General features: G+C 69.7%; 13 protein-coding genes. 9 read left to right on the top strand and 4 right to left on the bottom strand.

Annotated elements, in window-relative coordinates; all coding sequences use genetic code 11:
- Positions 1-38: 38 nt before the first annotated feature.
- Both AB0K21_RS08850 and AB0K21_RS08845 read right to left on the bottom strand, forming a co-directional pair.
- Positions 39-896 carry an RNA methyltransferase gene (locus AB0K21_RS08850; protein ID WP_343969786.1) on the bottom strand — a complete coding sequence of 286 codons (858 nt, stop codon included), beginning with the start codon at positions 894-896 and terminating at the stop codon, positions 39-41.
- Positions 889-1,698 carry a DUF4184 family protein gene (locus AB0K21_RS08845; RefSeq protein ID WP_343969783.1) on the bottom strand — a complete coding sequence of 270 codons (810 nt, stop codon included), beginning with the start codon at positions 1,696-1,698 and terminating at the stop codon, positions 889-891. Before AB0K21_RS08845 ends, AB0K21_RS08850 begins: the two co-directional genes overlap by 8 nt.
- Before the next feature lie 187 nt (positions 1,699-1,885).
- On the opposite strand from AB0K21_RS08845, the gene AB0K21_RS08840 reads away from it, so the two are divergent.
- The 9 genes from AB0K21_RS08840 to AB0K21_RS08800 all read left to right on the top strand — a co-directional run bounded on the left by AB0K21_RS08840 (position 1,886) and on the right by AB0K21_RS08800 (position 15,255).
- Positions 1,886-2,512, top strand: a complete 627-nt coding sequence (locus AB0K21_RS08840) for a hypothetical protein (RefSeq protein ID WP_343969780.1) — start codon at positions 1,886-1,888, stop codon at positions 2,510-2,512.
- A 242-nt stretch (positions 2,513-2,754) separates the two neighbouring features.
- Positions 2,755-4,536, top strand: coding sequence for a substrate-binding and VWA domain-containing protein (locus tag AB0K21_RS08835; RefSeq protein ID WP_343969777.1), 1,782 nt, complete (start codon positions 2,755-2,757; stop codon positions 4,534-4,536).
- Positions 4,537-4,726: 190 nt separating this feature from the next.
- A complete protein-coding gene (locus AB0K21_RS08830) occupies positions 4,727-6,493 on the top strand; it encodes a sigma-70 family RNA polymerase sigma factor (RefSeq protein WP_364148881.1) in 1,767 nt (588 codons plus the stop codon).
- Between the two features lie 521 nt (positions 6,494-7,014).
- On the top strand, positions 7,015-8,142 hold the full coding sequence (locus AB0K21_RS08825) for a GNAT family N-acetyltransferase (protein ID WP_343969771.1): 1,128 nt from the start codon (positions 7,015-7,017) through the stop codon (positions 8,140-8,142).
- Between the two features lie 153 nt (positions 8,143-8,295).
- Positions 8,296-9,126 carry a glycosyltransferase family 2 protein gene (locus AB0K21_RS08820; RefSeq protein WP_343969768.1) on the top strand — a complete coding sequence of 277 codons (831 nt, stop codon included), beginning with the start codon at positions 8,296-8,298 and terminating at the stop codon, positions 9,124-9,126.
- Positions 9,127-9,128: 2 nt separating this feature from the next.
- Positions 9,129-10,070, top strand: a complete 942-nt coding sequence (locus AB0K21_RS08815; protein WP_343969765.1) for a glycosyltransferase family 2 protein — start codon at positions 9,129-9,131, stop codon at positions 10,068-10,070.
- On the top strand, positions 10,067-10,870 hold the full coding sequence (locus AB0K21_RS08810; protein ID WP_030911982.1) for a polysaccharide deacetylase family protein: 804 nt from the start codon (positions 10,067-10,069) through the stop codon (positions 10,868-10,870). Before AB0K21_RS08815 ends, AB0K21_RS08810 begins: the two co-directional genes overlap by 4 nt.
- Positions 10,871-11,125: 255 nt before the next feature.
- Positions 11,126-13,930, top strand: a complete 2,805-nt coding sequence (locus AB0K21_RS08805; protein WP_364148878.1) for a hypothetical protein — start codon at positions 11,126-11,128, stop codon at positions 13,928-13,930.
- A 95-nt stretch (positions 13,931-14,025) separates the two neighbouring features.
- A complete protein-coding gene (locus AB0K21_RS08800; RefSeq protein ID WP_343969756.1) occupies positions 14,026-15,255 on the top strand; it encodes a DUF418 domain-containing protein in 1,230 nt (409 codons plus the stop codon).
- 18 nt (positions 15,256-15,273) lie between these two features.
- Here the strand turns inward: AB0K21_RS08800 and AB0K21_RS08795 are convergent, their stop codons facing one another.
- Positions 15,274-16,596, bottom strand: coding sequence for a xylan 1,4-beta-xylosidase (locus tag AB0K21_RS08795; RefSeq protein ID WP_343969753.1), 1,323 nt, complete (start codon positions 16,594-16,596; stop codon positions 15,274-15,276).
- A gap of 265 nt (positions 16,597-16,861) precedes the next feature.
- The gene (locus AB0K21_RS08790) at positions 16,862-17,887 is read right to left on the bottom strand and encodes a phosphotransferase family protein (RefSeq protein WP_343969750.1); all 1,026 of its coding nucleotides are present in this window, start codon (positions 17,885-17,887) and stop codon (positions 16,862-16,864) included.
- Between the last annotated feature and the right edge of the window lie 8 nt (positions 17,888-17,895).

Below are 17,895 nucleotides of genomic sequence, written 5' to 3'. Positions count from 1 at the left end.
AAAGGAGCGGATGTACCGTGGAGCCGGGCCGGTAGAGCTCAGCCCGCGCGCATCAGGCCGTGGCAGGCGATGGCGGCGGCGGCGACCACGTTGAGGGAGTCGACGCCGAGACCCATGGCCGTCGGGCTCATCGGGATGCAGACCGGCTCGTCGGCCTCACGCAACCAGCGGGAGGAGAGCCCGTCCCCTTCCGAGCCGAGCAGCAGCGCCACCCGGTCGGCCATGTCGACCCTGTCCAGAGGCGTGGCGGACTGGTCGGGGGTGAGGGCCAGCGTCTGGAAGCCCGCTTCGCGCAGCTCGGCCAGACCCGCGTACCAGTCGGTCATCCGCGCGTACGGGATCGCGAAGACCGCGCCCATGGAGACCTTCACCGATCTTCTGTACAGCGGGTCGGCGCAGCGCGGCGAGAGGACGACCGCCTCGACTCCCAGCGCGGCGGCGCAGCGGAAGATGGCGCCGACGTTGCCGTGGTCGACGAGGTCCTCCAGGACCAGGACACGCCGGGGCCGGATGCCCGGCTCCGGAGCCGCTCTCTCCGGAAAGGAGGCCCTGCCGGACAGGATCTCCTCGACGGAGGGCAGTGGGAGACGTTCCATCGCGGCGAGGGCACCCCGGTGGACCTGAAAGCCGGTGAGGCCCTCCACGACGGCGTCGTCCACGATGTGGACCCGGCCTTCGAGGGTGTCGAGGAGGTCGGCGAGGGGCTCGGCCCAGCGGGGGGTGAGCAGCACGGAGCGCACGGGGTAGCCCGCCGCGACGGCGCGGCGGATGACCTTCTCCCCCTCGGCTATGAAGAGGCCGTGCTCGGCCTCCAGGCTCTTGCGCAGCTCGACGTCGCGCAGGTCGGCGTAGTCGGCCAAGGGGCCGGCCAGGTGGGGGTCGATGGCTTCAGGCACCCTCGAATACTGTCACGACCCGCCTGAGCTGCCATATCAGCGCGTGGACCAGGAGCATGGCGGAGCAGCCGACGATTACTCCCGCGCCCAGCCTTGTCACGAGTTCCGCCATGCCGCGTGGCGGGAAGGCGATCGGCCAGGCGATCGCGCCCAGCAGGACGGACAGGGCGGTGGCCAGGAACACGGCCATCCGCCCGCGGGCGGAGATGATCAGCCGCTCGGGGACCGGCCGGGGCTCCATCCCGGACAGCCCGCGCCAGGCCCACCAGAACACGACCGCCAGGCCGACCACCGTGGAGGTGTACTGCAGCAGGCGGAACAGCGGAATCACGTCCGCCACCCGGGTGTCCAGCCAGCTCCAGCCCCACATCGCGGAGCTGTAGGAGTGGGTGAAGGAGTCCCAGAGCTTGTGGGTGAGGGCGCCCACCGCGCCTCCGGCGATCACGGCGGGCAGCCGCCGCACCCCGTACATGCCGGGAGTCAGGGCTGCGGCGCGCCCGGCGAGGCCGGGGGGCAGTAGCGCGGTCAGCGGGTCGCGGAGCACCAGGTGGAAGACCGCCAGCAGCACGGCCACGGCGAACGGGTCGATCGTGAGGACGCCCTCGTAGGAGTGCCAGATCGTGTAGTCGGGCAGGAACGGGAAGAAGATCGGCAGATCGGGCACCATGGCCCCCAGAGCGAGTGCCCAGGGATCAAGCAGGCGGCGCATCCGCTCCGAGGAGACCAGCGGCAGCACGGCGGCCACATGACTGGGCGTGAACGGCACGGGTTTCCCTTCGACGATCCACTGGGGCAGATCCATCCTGTGACACGAACACAGCGCGCGGGCACGCCGCCGTGCGGCCGGGGCTTGGCCGAGGGAGGCGAGAGGCCGTCCCCCCGGGAGGGGAGTGGCCGGCGCGGCGGGGAGCCTTGCCACTTCCCCACATGCGAACACTCTGTGACGACTAGATTACCGGACGCCGTTGATCGGGGATTCGGAGGTTGTCGTGACCGACCAAACTGTGCTGGTGCCCAGCGTCGAGTGGCTGCGCGACGCCCGCAGGGCCCGCCTGCTCTCCGTGGTCACCCTCCTCTGGCTGGGCGCGGAGAGCGTGCTCGGCATCGCCGCGGGGCTGGGAGCGCACTCCGTCGCCCTCATCGGCTGGGGCACATCGGCCCTGGTGGAGGCGGCGGCCAGCCTGATCGTGGTCTGGCGGTTCACCGGTTCGAGGACCGGTTCCGCGCACGCCGAGGAGCGGGCACGCAAGGCGGTGGCGGTCAGCTTCTGGCTGCTGGCCCCCTACCTGGTGCTGCATGTGGCACACGACCTGGACGCGGGGCACCGGCCCCTGCCGAGCCTGCTCGGGATCGCTGTGACGGCGACCAGCGCGATCGGCATGCCGTTCCTGGGGGTGGCCAAACGACGGCTGGCCATCCGGCTGCGCTCGGCGGCGACCGCCGGCGAGGGGACACAGAACCTGATGTGCGCGCTGCTCGCCACCGGGGTGCTGGCCGGACTGGCACTGAACACCGCCGGGTGGTGGTGGGTGGATCCCGCCATGGCGGTGCTGCTGGCGGCGGTGGCGGTGCGGGAGGGGTTCAGGGCGTGGCACGGGCACTCCTGCCGGCACTGACCGCGCGCGTCGACCATGCGCACCGACCGCGCGCCTCCGGCGGACGGGCACTCCCGGCACCGGCGATCACCGATCGATCCACCAGGACGCAGGGTGTCACCGCAAACACATATGGTGATAACAGCACCAAAAGAAGTGTTTTGCCACAGTAACCGTTCCAAGTACAGTTCCGTGAATGTTGCGGACAACCGCCCGATAGGGTGACCCGCTAGCTTCCTGACATCGACATCGAAGAGGGAACCGTGGGACGTCACCGTACGGATGAACTCGAGGACGGCTACCCCTCCTACAAGGAGGCGAAGCCCAGGCGGAGGCGTGGCGGACGCGGCAAGGTGCTGGTCCCGCTGGCCGGTTCCGTCGCCCTCGCGGTGCTGCTCGGGGTGGCCGCGTTCGTGGTCATCAACCGTGACCGTGGGTGCGCGGGTGACGCGCTGCCGCTGCGGATCACCGCCTCGCCGGACATCCAGCCCGCCCTGTCCCAGATCGCCGAGCGCTTCAACAAGGCGGCCCACGAGGTCGAGGGCAGGTGCACCACCGTCGCGGTGACCAAGGGCGCCTCGGCGACCGTGGCCTCCTCCCTGGGCGGGGTCGGCGGCAAGGCCGCCGCGATGGACCTGTGGATCCCGGACTCGGGACTGTGGGTGGCGAACCTGCGGGCGAGGAACCAGGATGTGCCGGAGGCGGGCGCGTCCGTCGCGCACTCCCCCATCGTCATGGTGGCCTCCGGCTCGGTGGTGCCGAACCTGAAGAAGAGCTTCGGCGAGGCCAGCTGGGGCGGCATGATCAACGCCGCCAACGTGGCCAATGTCGACGGTCCCGGCCGCAAGGTGCGCGTGCTGGTGCTGGATCCCTCGCTCAACGCCGCCGGGCTCGGCGCGCTGCTGGCCGCCGCCGGGGTGGCCACCGCCTCGGGCGCGGGCGAGGAGCAGCTGGTCGGCGCGCTCAAGAACCTGTCGGGATCGACCTCCACGGTCCGCGACCAGGACGCGCTGCTGTCCAGCCTCGGTGTCAAGGGCAGCAAGGCTCCGCTGGGCATCGCCTCGGAGCAGGGTGTCTGGGCGTTCAACAAGGTCAAGAAGCCCGAGGTTCCCGCCGTGCCGCTCTATCCGGCCGAGGGGACCATCAACCTCGACTACCCGGTGGTGATCACCGCGAAGGACGCCGCCGTGCGCAAGGCCGCCGAGGCGTTCCAGAAGGAGCTCGACAGCGAGTCCTCCAGGAAGACCCTGCAGGATCAGGGCTTCCGCACCCCGGACGGCAAGGGCGGAAAGGCGATCTCCGGCTCCGCGGGCTTCCAGGCCAAGGCGCCGCAGGCGATCGAGACGCCCGACGGCAAGACCGTCGCGAGAATGTCGCAGACCTGGTCCCGGATCAAGCTCGGCACCAGGCTCGTCACCCTGCTGGACGTCTCGGGGACCATGGCCCTGCCGGTGCCGGGCACCGGCCTGACCCGGATGCAGGCGATCAGCAGGATCGCCGTCGAGGGCATGAAGCTCTTCCCGGCCAAGAGCGAGATGGGGCTGTGGGAGTTCTCCACGCACCTCGACGGCCAGGGGGTCGACTACCGTGAGACGGTCCCGGTCGGCCCGCTCACCGAGGACATGAACGGCGTGCTGCGCAGGGACGTGATCAACCAGAAACTGATCGGGGCCCAGGCCAAGGCGACCGGCGACACCGGGCTCAACGACACCCTGGCCGCCGCCTACCAGCAGATGACCGACGAATACCAGAGCGACAAGATCAACACGGTGCTGATCCTCACCGACGGGGCGGGCAACGACGACCCGGACGGGGGGATCAGCAACCAGCAGATCCTGAAGCGGCTGAAGGAGCAGTTCGACCCGGAGAAGCCGGTCAGCGTTCTGATCATCGCGTTCGGCCCCGACGCCCCCAAGGGCAAGCGGCAGATGGACGCCCTGGCCAAGGCGACCGGCGGGGACGCGTACATCGCCAAGGACGTCCTGGAGGTCAGGAAGTTCTTCCTGGAGGGCATGAAGCGCCGGCTCTGCGCTCCCAACTGCTGATCCGGCATCGCGTACGGCTGGTGTCACATTGGCACCAGCCGCACCAATTTCCCCAGGTCATACCAGGTCGGCATGATATTGACCCATCTGGTCAACCGGTTGCGGGGAGGTGACGTCCTACGCGTGTGGGGCCTGGAACGGGCGAGCGACGAAGCCCGTGAACGAGCCCGTCCCGCGGGGAGGAATGTCCGTGCCCGGATGGCCGACCGTCGGCCGAACCGACGACCAACAACTCGTTGAGACGCTGCGGCGCGCCGACGCGACGGCGCCCGCGAACCTCTACGACTCCTATGCCGAGCGTCTCCACGACTATGCCCACTCGCTGCTGGGCGACCGCGAGAACGCCGCGGGCGCCGTACACGACGCCCTGGTCACGGCCCAGGGCCACGTGGACCGCCTGCGCGACCCCGGCCGTCTGCGCGCGTGGCTGTACGCCCTCGTACGGGTCCGGTGCGCGGGCGCGGAGCGCGGCGGCCCACGGGGGACGGCAGCGCCTCCCGACATCCATGACGACCCGGGCGAGCGGGAGTTGGCCGCCCTGGTCCACGAGGCGATGGCGGAGCTGGGCGGGCAGGAACGCGAGGTGCTGGAGCTCTCACTCCGTCACGATCTCGGTGGCGGCGAGGTCGGCGCGGTGCTCGGACTGACCTCCAGGCAGGTGGCGGCGAGGCTCTGCCGGGCCCGCGACCACCTGGAGAACGCGGCGGCCGCCGTGGTGCTCGCCAAGGTCGGCCGGGCGCACTGCCCCGACCTGTCGGCGATGGTCGACTCGTGGGAGGGCCCCCTCACCACGATCCTGCGCAGGCGGCTGTCGGCCCACATCGGCCGCTGCGAGGTATGCGTGGAACGCAGGGACCGGCATGTCTCGGCCGGGCGGCTGCTGGACCTGGTGCCACCGGCCTACCCGCCGCTCTCGTTGCGCCGCCGGGTGATCGAGACCTGCCTGAACCCGGACCTGAGCGAGGAGCGCGCCTCCGTCGTCGCCCGGGGCGACCACTTCGACAGGACCGGTTTCCCCGCGGAGGGGCAACGGTCACCCGGCCGCCGGCGGTCAGGGAGGAAGGAGTCGGCCGGCGGACGGACGCGCGGCAAGGGGAGCCGTGGAACCGGACAGGCGGCCTCCCCCACGGGAAACGCCGCGGGCACCCGGTCCCGGCGCGCGGCGACGCCGCCGGATGGCGAGGGGCGGCGCACGGAGGTGCTGCCGGCGCAGCGGCGGAGGCAGCGGAGGCGCAGGGGGCCCGTGCTACTGCTGGCGGCGGCGTGCGCGCTGGCGGCCACCGGGGCGGTGGTCGCGGTGGGCGGGCAGGACCTGGCCGGCGGGGCGTCGGGAAACGCCCAGGCCGCACCGGGTACGGAACACGCGCTGATCACGCTGGAGCCCGGCCCGGAGCCGACACCCGACCTGCCCCTGGAGGACCCGGAGACGGCTGCCCCGGAGACGGCGGACCCGGAGAGCGCGCCGACCCCCACTCCGCGAAGGACCCGAACGACCGGGACATCCGCCCCCGCCCCCGCCCCCGCCCCCACCGCGACGCGGCCGGCGCCGACCCGCAGGTCCTCGGCGGGACCGGCCCGCGCCACCACCCCGCCTCCCGCGGCCGGGCGGCTGACCGTCTCGTGCCCGTCGGACATCGGAGAGGGCGCCGGGCAGATTCAGCTCGCGGCCCGCAACGCCGCGCTCTCCTGGTCGGCGACCACCTCCGGCGGGCTCGACGTGCATCCCGCCCGGGGACGGCTGAAGGCGGGTGCGAGGGCCATGATCTGGGTCACGGCCAAGGACCCCTCGGAGAGCGGCGCGGGACGGGTCGCGTTCAGGTCCGCCGGGGGCAACACCGGATGCGCGATCTCCTGGGAGAACCCGGAGGCGGACGCCACCGCGCCTCCCCCGGATCCGGCCCCCGACCCGACCCCGGCCCCCTCCGCCGGAGCGAGTTCCGAGGGGGAGGCAGGCTGATCCCCGCATCTCGTTTTACCTAACACCGAGACTTCTCTCAGGAATCCGGTAAACCATGGACTGGTGCCGAGCGTCGGCATTGACGTCCATGCTGAGTGATTGATCACATGAAGGCGCGATCAGTCACGTCATTACCAACCGGGAGTTTCGGAGATGTCGATCAACCGCAGAGTGCTCAAATGGGCGCTCACCTTCGCATGTGTCGCGGGGGCCGTGATCGCCTTGGTGGACATCGACACCCCGTTACGCCTGGTTCTCACCCCCCTGTTCCTGTTGGCGGTACCAGGCGTCGCAGTGGTAGGACTGTTGCGTGATCGTGACCCTCTTGCGGCACTATCAGTGGGGGCAGCGGCAAGCCTGGTTGTGAACGTCCTCTTGGCCGCTGCCATGCTCACTTTTGACGCATGGTCGCCTCGTGCCGGAGTCGCGACGATCGCGGTGCTCGGCGGTTTCATATACGTACTACGCGTGTTGTATCGGGGGAGCGGGAGCTTGCAGACCGAACAGGGGGTCAGGTCAAGGTGAACATCGTCATCGTTCGCCCGGGAGACCTCGGGGAGTCCGAGATCTCGCGATGGCGGGAGTTACAGGTAGCCGACCCGTCGCTGGACAACCCCTTCCTCTCCGTGGAGTTCGCGCTCGCCATGGGGCGCCTGCGCGACTACGTCCGCGTCGCGGTCATCCAGGACGACGGCAAGATCGTGGGATTCTTCCCCTACGAACGGCACAGCTTCGGGATCGGCAAGCCGCTCGGCGGCTTCCTGACCACCTGCCACGGACTGATCTCGGTCCCCGGGCTCGACCTGGACGTCCGTACCCTGCTGCGCGCCTGCAGGCTCTCGGTCTTCGACTTCGACCACCTGGTCCCCGGCCAGCCGACGTTCGCGGCGTACGAGACCGACGTGCGGCCGGCGCCGGTGATGGACCTCAGCGTGGGCTTCGAGACCTACATAGAGCAGGTGAAGGCGAACTCGCCGAAGAACCTCAAGACCGTCCGCTACAAGGAGCGCAAGCTCGGCCGCGAGCAGGGCGAGATCCGCTTCGAGTGGGACTCGTCCGACCTCGGCACGCTCCGCACGCTCACCAACTGGAAGTCCGACCAGTACCGCAGGACGGGCCGCGTCGACCGCTTCGCCCAGCCGTGGATCGTCCAGTTGCTCGACGAGATGCACGCCGAGAAGTCCGAGAGTTTCGCGGGTGTCCTGACCATGGTCTACGCCGGAGACAGGCCCGTCGCCGGGCACTTCGGTCTCCGTACCGCGACGACCCTGGTGGGCTGGTTCCCCGCCTACGACACCGAGTTCGCACGCTACTCCCCCGGCATCATGCACCACCTGCACATGGCCGAGCACGCCGCCGGCTCGGGACTGCGGCAGGTCGACATGGGCAAGGGTGGGCGCGAGTACAAGAGCTGGCTGAAGAGCGGTGACCTCTTCGTCGCGGAAGGCCGCGTCTCGCGTCCCTCTCCCGCGGCCGCCGTCCACTGGATTGGCCGTACTCCGGTCAACAAAGCACGAACGATCGTTACGGATCGCCCGCATTTGTACAGACTTGCCGACCGGGTGCTGAAGGGGTTCGGCCGTATGCGCTCCCCCGCGCAGAACCAATCCAGCACCCCGGTCGTCAAGGAACCATGGGGAGTGGGTTAGACCGCTCCCGTCATCGCACCCCATTCGCCAGGACCCTCGCATGCAACCCTCATCGCATTTGCCATTTCCCCCGATCCCTCCGATCGCCTATGGCCTCGGGTCCGTCCGCCAGTCGCCCCTGACGACAGACCGCCCGGAAGGACATCCGTCATCATGAGTCCCGAAGTCGCCAAGCACTACAACAACAAGCCCCCCCTGAGGGCGGTGCCGCCCATCGAGCGGTTCACCCCCATCACCCCCAATGTGGCGATCTCCCCGACCGTCAGCGTCGTCGTACCGGCCATGAACGAGGCGGAGAACCTTCCGCACGTCTTCGCGACGCTGCCGCAGTGGATCGACGAGATCGTCCTGGTGGACGGCAACTCGGTGGACGACACCGTCGCCGTGGCCAGGAAGCTGCGCCCCAACGTCCGCGTGGTCCACCAGACCGGCAAGGGCAAGGGCAACGCCCTCTCGGCCGGATTCGCCGCCTGCACCGGCGACATCATCGTGATGATCGACGCCGACGGGTCCACGGACGGCCGCGAGATCATCCAGTTCGTGGGCGCGCTGGTCACCGGGGCCGACTTCGTCAAGGGGTCGCGCTACGCGTCCGGCGGCGGCAGCGACGACCTGACGTTCATCCGCAAGTTCGGCAACAAGTCGCTGACCGCACTGGTCAACAGGATGTACGGCACCAGCTACAGCGACCTGTGCTACGGCTACAACGCCTTCTGGGCCCGCCACCTGGACGTGCTCAACCTCGACTGCGACGGCTTCGAGATCGAGACCCTGATGAACGTCCGCGCCGCCAAGGCCGGGCTCAAGGTTCACGAGGTGCCCAGCCACGAGCGCTGCCGCATTCACGGTGAGAGCAACCTGCACGCCGTCCGCGACGGCATCCGGGTGCTGAAGACCATCATCCGCGAGTGGCGGAGCAACCCGGCTCCCGTGGTGCACGAGCCGGCCACCTCCACCCGCGCGGCGGACCAGGGCGCCGCGTAGCCATGAGAAGCAGTGTCGTCATCTGCGTCTACACCGAGGAACGCTGGGAGGACATCCGAGCGGCCGTCGAGTCGGTCGAGAACCAGAGCCGCCGGCCGCACGAGATCATCCTGGTCGTCGACTACAACCCGGACCTCCATCTGAAGCTGAAGAAGGAGTACCCCGGCGCGATCGTGGTGGAGAACGCTCAGGAGAAAGGGCTGTCCGGTGGCAAGAACACCGGCGCGGCGACCGCCTCCGGCGACATCGTGGCATACCTGGACGACGACGCCGTCGCGGAACCTGGCTGGCTGGAAGCACTGGAGGAGGGCTTCCAGGACCCGACCATCGTGGGGGTGGGCGGGCTGACCAGGCCGCTGTGGGGCACCGGGCACCGGCCCGGATGGTATCCCTACGAGTTCGACTGGACCGTGGGCTGCAGCTATCGCGGCATGCCCACGCAGCGGGCGCGGATCCGCAACGTCATGGGCGGCAACGCGGCCTTCCGCAGGGAGGCCGTACAGGAGGTCGGCGGGTTCCACACCGGCATCGGCCGCAGCGTGCAGGGGCGCAAGCCACGCCCGCTGGGCTGCGAGGAGACCGAGTTCTGCATCCGGCTCTCGCAACGGAAACCCGGCTCGGGGATGCTGTTCGAACCCGCCGCGGTGATCGGCCACAAGGTGCCGGCCGTGCGCGCCACCTTCGCCTACTTCCGCTCGCGGTGTTACGCGGAGGGCCTGTCCAAGGCGCTGGTCACCCAGAGCGTGGGAGCGGGCGACGGGCTGTCGAGCGAGCGGGCGCACGCGATGAAGGCGCTGCCGCTGGGCGCGTTGCGCGGGATCGGCGAGGCGTTGCGGGGTGATCCGTCCGGTCTCGGCAGGGCCGGCGCGATCGTCGTCGGCCTCGCCTGGACCACCTGGGGTTACGTCATCGGTTCCCTTCGACTGAAGCGGGTGCGTTCATGATCCGCGTACCGATCCTGATGTACCACTCGGTCTCCGACCGGCCCAACGCCGAGACGAAGCCGCTGGCGGTACGACCCTCTGCCTTCGCCGAGCAACTGGCCTACCTGAAGGAGAACCGGTTCACGCCGCTGACGGTGGCCGACCTGGTCGCCTCGCTGCACAAGAACAACGGCCGCTCCATCCCGGAGCGGCCGGTGGTGGTGACCTTCGACGACGGGTACGCCGACTTCCACAGCGAGGCGCTGCCCCTGCTCGAGCGCTACGACTTCCCCGCGACCGTCTTCCTGACCAGCGGGTGGGTCAGCGACGCGGGCAAGGACGCGGCGGGCAGGCCGCTGGACACGATGCTGTCGTGGAGCCAGGCGCGCGAGGCCGCCTCGTGCGGCATCGAGATCGGCGGGCACAGCCACAGCCATCCCCAGCTCGACCAGCTTCCGGACGACGAGCTCCGCCAGGAGCTGCGGCGCAACAAGGCCCTGCTCGAAGACAAGATCGGCTCCCTGGTCTCGACGATGGCCTACCCGTACGGCTACTCCAGCGTGCGGGTGCGGCGCGAGGTCAGGCGGGCCGGCTACTGGGCCGCCTGCGCGGTGAACAACGCCATCGCCGCCGACCGGCACGACGTGCTCGCGCTACCGCGCCTGACCGTCGCCGAGGGCACGTCGATGAGAATGTTCAGCCGGGCCGTCGAGGGAAACCAGGTCCCGCTGATCTACATGAGAGAACGGATGCTGACGAAGGGCTACGCCGTCGTCAGGCGCACGAGATACGGCCTGCGGCGGGTGCGCGGCCAGGTGTGAGCGGCCGGTCCGCTCCGGGAGGGCAGCGGTCCGCGGGCCGGCGCCCTCCCGGGATACCCGGTCCGCTCCGGTGCCCCCCCGCGCGGGGGGCAGGGCGGCCGGACAGGTGCCGCCGGACGGGGGTTCGGTCGCGATATTGCTCTTCAACGGTCTACGCAAAACAGCCGAACATGACGTATCTTCCCGTTCGCTCGTCGCACCCCGGTCCGCGTAGCCGCCATGATGTTAGACGTGAGGCAACGGGCAGGTAATGACGTGACGACGACGCCGGCGGCGGAGACCGCCGAGGTCGAGGGGACCGATCCCACCCACCCCGCGCCTTCGGACGGAACGCGGGCCGGGTCCGACAGCGGGCCCACCGGCACGGCGCCCTCCGAGGCTGCCGAGGTTCCGGACGAGGCGCCCGACGGTGGGGTTCCCGATCCCGACGCACCGGTCGACGGCCGTGACGGCGGCGACGGGGCATCGGACGAGGCCGACGACGCGCCGGACACTCCGGGTGCGCCACCGGAGGTGATCTCCGACGGCGACGACTCGGAGGTCACCGCCGTCATGCGGCTCCCCGCGCGCCCGATCTCACCGCCCACGGCGGACGCTCCCGAGGCCGGGGACGCCTCCGAGGGCGAGATCGACACCACGACGGAGATGCGTCTGCCCTCGGCACCGCTCCGCCCGACGCAGGAATCCCCTGCGCCGGAATCCGCGACGCCGAAGCCCACGGAGCCGGAACGCACGGGCGCGGTGGCCGCGGAAGACGGAACAGCGGAGCGGAGACCGCGGGAAAGGGCCGTCGCGACGTCCAGCCCGCCTCCGGGGACCTCTGAGACCGCCTCGGAGGCCATGCTAGCTCCAGCCGATCGGGAGCCGCAGAGCGCGCCGCTGAGCCCGGAGAAGGCGACTCCGGCCGCTGCCAGGCCGTCGCGGACGACGACGATGATGCGGTCGGCCGCGATGTGGCTGCCACCGTTGCTCACGATCGAGGGCCTGATCATGTACGTGCTGGCCCTGCGCGTGGCGCCGGGCCCACTGCGGGGCGTCGACGTGACCAAGATCGACGCCCTGGGCCTGATCTCGGCCATGCCCGTGACCGCGTTCGCCGCGATCCTGCTGATGCTCGTCGCGTTCTTCGTCACGATCGCGCAGAACACCGACCGCAAGTTCCTGCTGCTCTTCCAGATCGCGGCGATCACCTTCGCCCTGCACGGGGCGTCGGCCCTGATCTCGGACGAGGCCAGGTTCCCCACCGCCTACGTGCACGCCGGCTTCGTGGAGTACATCAACCGCACCGGCGAGTCGTCCGCGATCCTCGACGCCCGTCTCGCCTGGCCGGGGTTCTTCGCGCTGGTGGCGTTCGTCACCAAGGCCGCCGGCGTCACTGACCTGTCGACGATCATGCGGTGGACGCCGCTGCTGTCGAACCTGCTGTACCTGCTGCCGTTCGTGCTGATCCTGCGCCAGGTGGTCGCCACCACCCGGGCCCGCTGGTTCGCCGCGCTGCTGTTCGTCATCGTCCAGTGGATCGGCCAGGACTACTTCTCCTCCCAGGGCTTCACGTACGCGATCTACCTGGCCTTCGTGGCGATCGTGCTGCGCTGGTTCGGCAAGGTCGAGCCCCGCGACAAGCCGATGCCGGCCAAGGGACGCGTCCGGCGGCTGCTGGCCCGGCTGGACGGGCTGACCCCCGGCGAACTTCCCCACTCGACCGGCGTCTACGACCGGGTGATCATGCTGATCGTGCTGATCGGCCTGTTCGGCACCGCGACCGCCTCGCACCAGATCACCCCGTTCATGATGCTCGGCGCGCTGAGCGGCCTGATCCTGCTCCGGCGCACCTCGCTCAGCTGGGCGCTGCCGTTCTTCCTGGGCCTGATCGTGCTGTCGTGGATCAGCTACCAGACCGTCACCTTCTGGAGCGGGCACATCGACCAGCTCTTCGGCGGTCTGGGCCGGATCCTGCAGAACCTGCAGAGCAACACCGGCGACCGGATCGACGGCAGCGACCCCAGACACGCGCTCGTCCTGATGGCCCGCCTCGGCATCTGCGGCGTCATCCTGGCACTGGCCGCCATCGGCCTGCTGCGCCGTGTGCGGCGCGGCGTCGGCGACCGCGCGGCCCTGCTCCTGCTCTGCATCCCGGTGCTGGCGCTCGGGCTGCAGAACTACGGCGGCGAGATCGGCCTGCGGATCTACCTGTTCGCCCTGCCCGGCGCCTGCATCCTGGCCGCCTACGCCTTCTTCCCGAACCTGCCCGCCGGCACGGAGGACGCGCCGGAGGAGACGGTGCCGATCCGCAGACGCAACATCCGGTTCAACCCCGAGCTGACCCGCCGGATCTCGCTGCTGCTGGCCGCCGGGTGCGCCATGGCGCTGGCGATGGTCTTCCTGGTCGCCCGGTACGGCAACGAGCAGTTCGAGCGGGTCTCGGCGAGCGAGGTCGCGGCGATGCACTACATCTACGACCACGACGAGCCCAGTGCCCGCGTCCTCTATCTGAGCCCGACACTCGGCCCCGAGGTCACCCCCATCATCCCGTGGGGCGAACGGGACTTCGACAAGATCTCCTACGAGCAGGTAGAGGTCTCGGAGGATCCGGCCGACCTCTCCGGCACGCTCACCAAGCTTCGCGCGTCGCCCCCCAACACCTACCTGGTGGCGACCCGCGCGCAGGCCGGGTACCTGCAGCTCAACCACGGCTACCCCGCTGACTGGGCCCCCCGGTTCCGTGCCGCGCTGGACGCTCACAAGGATCTCAAGCGGGTGTTCAACGGCGAGGACGCGGCCGTCTACACGCTGAAGTCCTTCCCCGAGGGCACCGAGATCCCCGAGCGCGGGGTGCCGATCGGTGGCAGCGACCCGACCTCGCCGTGGACACCCGTCGGCCTGGTGGCACTGGGTGTCACGTGGATCGCGCTCTTCACCTACCAGGTGTTCCTGCTGCGTGGCGGTGAGCGGAGGAGCAAGGCGAGGAGGCGCATCCTGTTCATCGCGGTGCCCGCCTTCGTGCTGGCCCTCGCGGTGATCGCGGAGCGCTTCGTCGTCATCGGTTACCAACTTCAATAAAGGACAAAGTCTCCTGGCCGACGGCCTCCTCGCGCCATACTGAGCACCGTTTGCCAGGAGACACCTGTCTCAGAGCCTGGTCGAAGGACGGTTGGATGTTCACAGGGGAACCCCGTGGCCGGGCGGGGAGCTCCACCCAGACCTCGGGACGGCGGATCGCAGCGGTCGACGCGTTGCGCGGTTTCGCGCTGCTGGGCATCGTGGTGGTCAACATCACCTACCTCGCCTCCGGATACCGGATGGCGGGGCTGGCGACGCCGTCGTTCTCCGCGCCGCTCGACTGGGAGGTGCGCTGGGTCGTCTCGCTGTTCTTCGAGAACAAGTTCTATCTGCTGTTCGCCTTTCTGTTCGGCTACAGCTTCACCCTCCAGCTCGACTCGGCCCACGCCTCGGCGACGGCGTTCGTCCCCAGGTTCCTGCGCCGCCTGGGAGGGCTGTTCCTGCTCGGCCTCGCCCACGGCATCCTGCTGTTCCCCGGTGACATCCTGGCCACCTACGCGGTGGTGGGGCTGGTCCTGCTGGCGGTGCGGCGGATCACCCCGCGCACCGCGATGGTCTCCGCGGTCGCGCTGACCGTGGCGCTGGCGGTGGGGATGCTGCTGCTGGCCTTACTGGCGACGCTGGGCACCGATGCCTCAAGGGCCGTCTCCGAGAACGCCGCCCAGGCCGCCATGTCCGACCGCGCCCTGCACGGCTCCGCATCCATGATCATCAATGAGCACCTGCACAAACTGGCCAGGATCTTCGTGCTGCGGGTCTTCTTCCAGGGGCCCACGGTGCTCGCCGCCTGCCTGGTCGGGCTGGCACTGGGCAAGATGCGCCTGCTGGGAGATCTGTCCGGGCACACGGCGACGCTGCGGCGGTTGCAGTGGGCGGGGTTCACCGTCGGCCTCGCCGGGGCCGTGGTCTACACGCACGCGACCTGGTCGGGCGGCGGGCACGCGTACCACATGGTCGGCCAGTCGGTGAACCTGGTCACCGCGCCGTTGCTGGCCGCGGCCTACGCCGCCACCCTGCTGCGCCTGCTCCCCGCGGCACCTCGCCTGGCCGGGGCGCTCGTGCCTCCCGGCAGGGTGGCGCTGACGAACTACCTGGGGCAATCTCTGATCAGCTCACTGATCTTCACCGGCTACGGGATGAGCCTGGTCGACCAGCTCAGCCCGTTCTCCGTGGTGTCGATCGGCATCGCCATCTTCACGGTCCAGGCCGTGTGGAGCCGATGGTGGCTGAGCCGCCACCGGTACGGGCCGGTGGAGTGGCTGCTGCGCTGGTTCACCAACTGGCGCAGGCCCTCCCGCTCCCCGGCCCGCCCCGAGCGCGCCTAGCCGTCCGCCCTGCCGCGCTCACCCCTCGCCGGTGCGCTCGCTCCACTTGACCTCGTACGGCTTCAACTCGAACTGCTTGCCGTCCACGGTGGTGTTCGCGGCCGCGTCGGTGGTGTTGACCATCACGAGCTGCCGCTCCTGGGCGAGGACCCGCACCTTCTCGTTGGAGGAGGTGACCGTCTCCAGTTCGGTCCCGAGGGGGAACCACTTGGTGAAGCCGCTCAGGATGCCCGCCATCGGCATCTCCGCACCGGTGCTCGGGTGCCACAGGCAGCCCAGGCAGATCTGGTCGTCGCCGGTGGACTTGCGCTGGGGGCTCCAGTAGAGCGAGGTGGTGACGCCGCTGGTGGCGAACTCCATCATCGCGGCGGTCTGCACCGCGATGCGACGCTCCTCGCTCCACTCCCTGCTGTCCGGCTCGACGTACCACTCGGCCCACCAGACCGGCAGGTTGCCGCTCTTCTGCCGCAGCCAGGTGGTGAGGGCTCCGAACTTGCCCAGGGCGGTGAACTCGTCGGGGTAGGCACCGGCCTCCCTGGTGACCGAGGCCCCGTCGACGACGATGAAGTCGGCGCCCTTCTTCTTCTCGATCCAGTACTCGACCGCCTCCAGGTCACGCTGGACGACGCTGCCCCACGGTCCCTGGATCTCCGCCCCCTGCTCGGGAGTGGTGGTGCTGCCGACCGACACGTACGGCCCGCCGACCTTGATGTCCTTGTCCACGGCCTTCAGCGCGTCGTAGACCTTGTTGTAGAGCTCGGTGTAGCCCTCGATGTCCCAGCGGTTCTGGGCGTTGTTCCAGAAACCCTTCAACTCGTTCCAGACCATGTAGTGCTTGACCGTGGGGTAGCGCCTGGCGACCGTCGCGGCGAGCTTGGCGTAGTCGTCGAAGTGCTCGCGCCGGGGCGCCGTCTCCAGCTGCGTCCAGTCGGTCCGGCCGGAGGTGCCGCCCTTCATCCAGTCGGGCGCGCAGCAGAGCGTGATGATCGGGATGGCCTGGGATCTGGACATGAACCTGACCCGACGGTCGAGGTCGCGGAAGTCGTTCTTGCCGGGTGCGGGCTCGGGGTTGCCCGCGCCCCAGCCCATGATGTGCTGGTTCTGCAGCATCGGGACCCGGCTGAGCATGTGGGAGGCGGACTCGGTGACCGCGCCGCTCTCGTTGTCGGCGCTGAACTCGGTGTGGGTGATGCCCCAGCGTGGCCAGCTCTGGACCGCGGGTGGTTCCTCCAACGTCGGTGCCGCCTGGGTGGGAGGAATTGTCATGCGCTGTCCGCGGGGAATATCCGGTTTGACAGCGAAGGCGATGATGCCGACCACCAGCACCACCGTTACCGCCATCGCTCCCAGTGCGACCGGCCAGGCCGGGCGCCGTCGCTGGTGCCGTCCGTTAGTCGGTATCACCGATTCCTCGATCCTCGCAGGTCAACGAATGTAGCGTTCCACAGCGACAACGGACGTGACGGTGAGCCGAGCTGGTTCACAGACAAGCGTTACCGGTCGCGTCGCCAGCGTATCCATGGCGACTTGCATGACGGTTGAAACCCAGAAGTAGTTCCCGTCACGCCCATGGTTCACCTGGCCGTGCGACACCCGCACCGCGGGTTCAGCCCTCCAGGACCCGCAGCGCCCGGTCGACGAGGGTGGGGACGGCGGCGCCGATGTGCTCGAAGCCCTCACCGACGGTCTTGCCCTGCTTGAACCTGGCGTGGATGCCCTCCACGATGACGGCGAGCTTGTAGTTGCCGAAGGCCAGGTAGAAGTCCAGGTCGGACAGGTCGGCGCCGGAGGCCTTGGCGTAGTGCGCGGCGAACTCGCGGGCGGTGAGGAAGCCGGGGGCCACGGTGACGCCCGCCGCGACCGGGATCGAGGCGCGCTCGGTGTCGCCGGGGTCCTGCCAGTAGGTGAGGGTGAGGCCGAGGTCCGCCAGGGGATCGCCGAGCGTGGACATCTCCCAGTCGACGACGGCGAGGATGTCGGGGTCCGGGGAGACGCGCACGAGCGTGTTGTCGAGCCGGTAGTCACCGTGGACCAACGTCGAGGCCGAGCGGGCGGGCAGCCGCTCACGCAGCAGGGCCACCAGGCGGTCGTAGGCGGGCAACTCGCCGGTCTTCGACCGCTCCCACTGCTGTCCCCAGCGCTCCAGCTGGCGGGCCATGTATCCTTCGGGGCGCCCGAAGTCCCCCAGGCCCGCCTTCTCGTAGTCGATCGCGTGGATCTCGGCGAGCACCTCGGCCAGCCGCTCCGACAGCCTCCGGGTCTGCTCGGGGGTGAGATCCCGGGTGTCCTCCTGGCTCCGCACCGCCGCGCCGTCCACATGCGCCATGAGGTAGAACGGCGCCCCGATCACGTCCTGGTCGGCGCAGAAGGCGACCGGCTCCGGCACCGGGACCGAGGTCGGCGCGAGCGCCGAGATCACCCGCCACTCGCGCCTCATGTCGTGGGCGGTCGGCAGCACGTGGCCCAGCGGCGGCCGACGCAGCACCAGGCGGCGCTCGGAGGTCTCGACGATGTACGTCAGGTTGGACCTGCCACCGGCGATCAGGGAGACCCCGGTGGGCTCGCCGGCGCCGGGGACGTTGGCCGCGATCCATTCGACGAGGCGGGGCCAGTCGATGCCAGGGGTGCTCATGGCCCTTA

The organism is Streptosporangium sp. NPDC049248 (assembly GCF_040678965.1).
Classification (GTDB): domain Bacteria; phylum Actinomycetota; class Actinomycetes; order Streptosporangiales; family Streptosporangiaceae; genus Streptosporangium; species Streptosporangium fukuiense.
The sequence above is the reverse complement of the archived record's forward strand: the minus strand, read 5'-3'. Positions and strand labels throughout refer to the sequence as shown.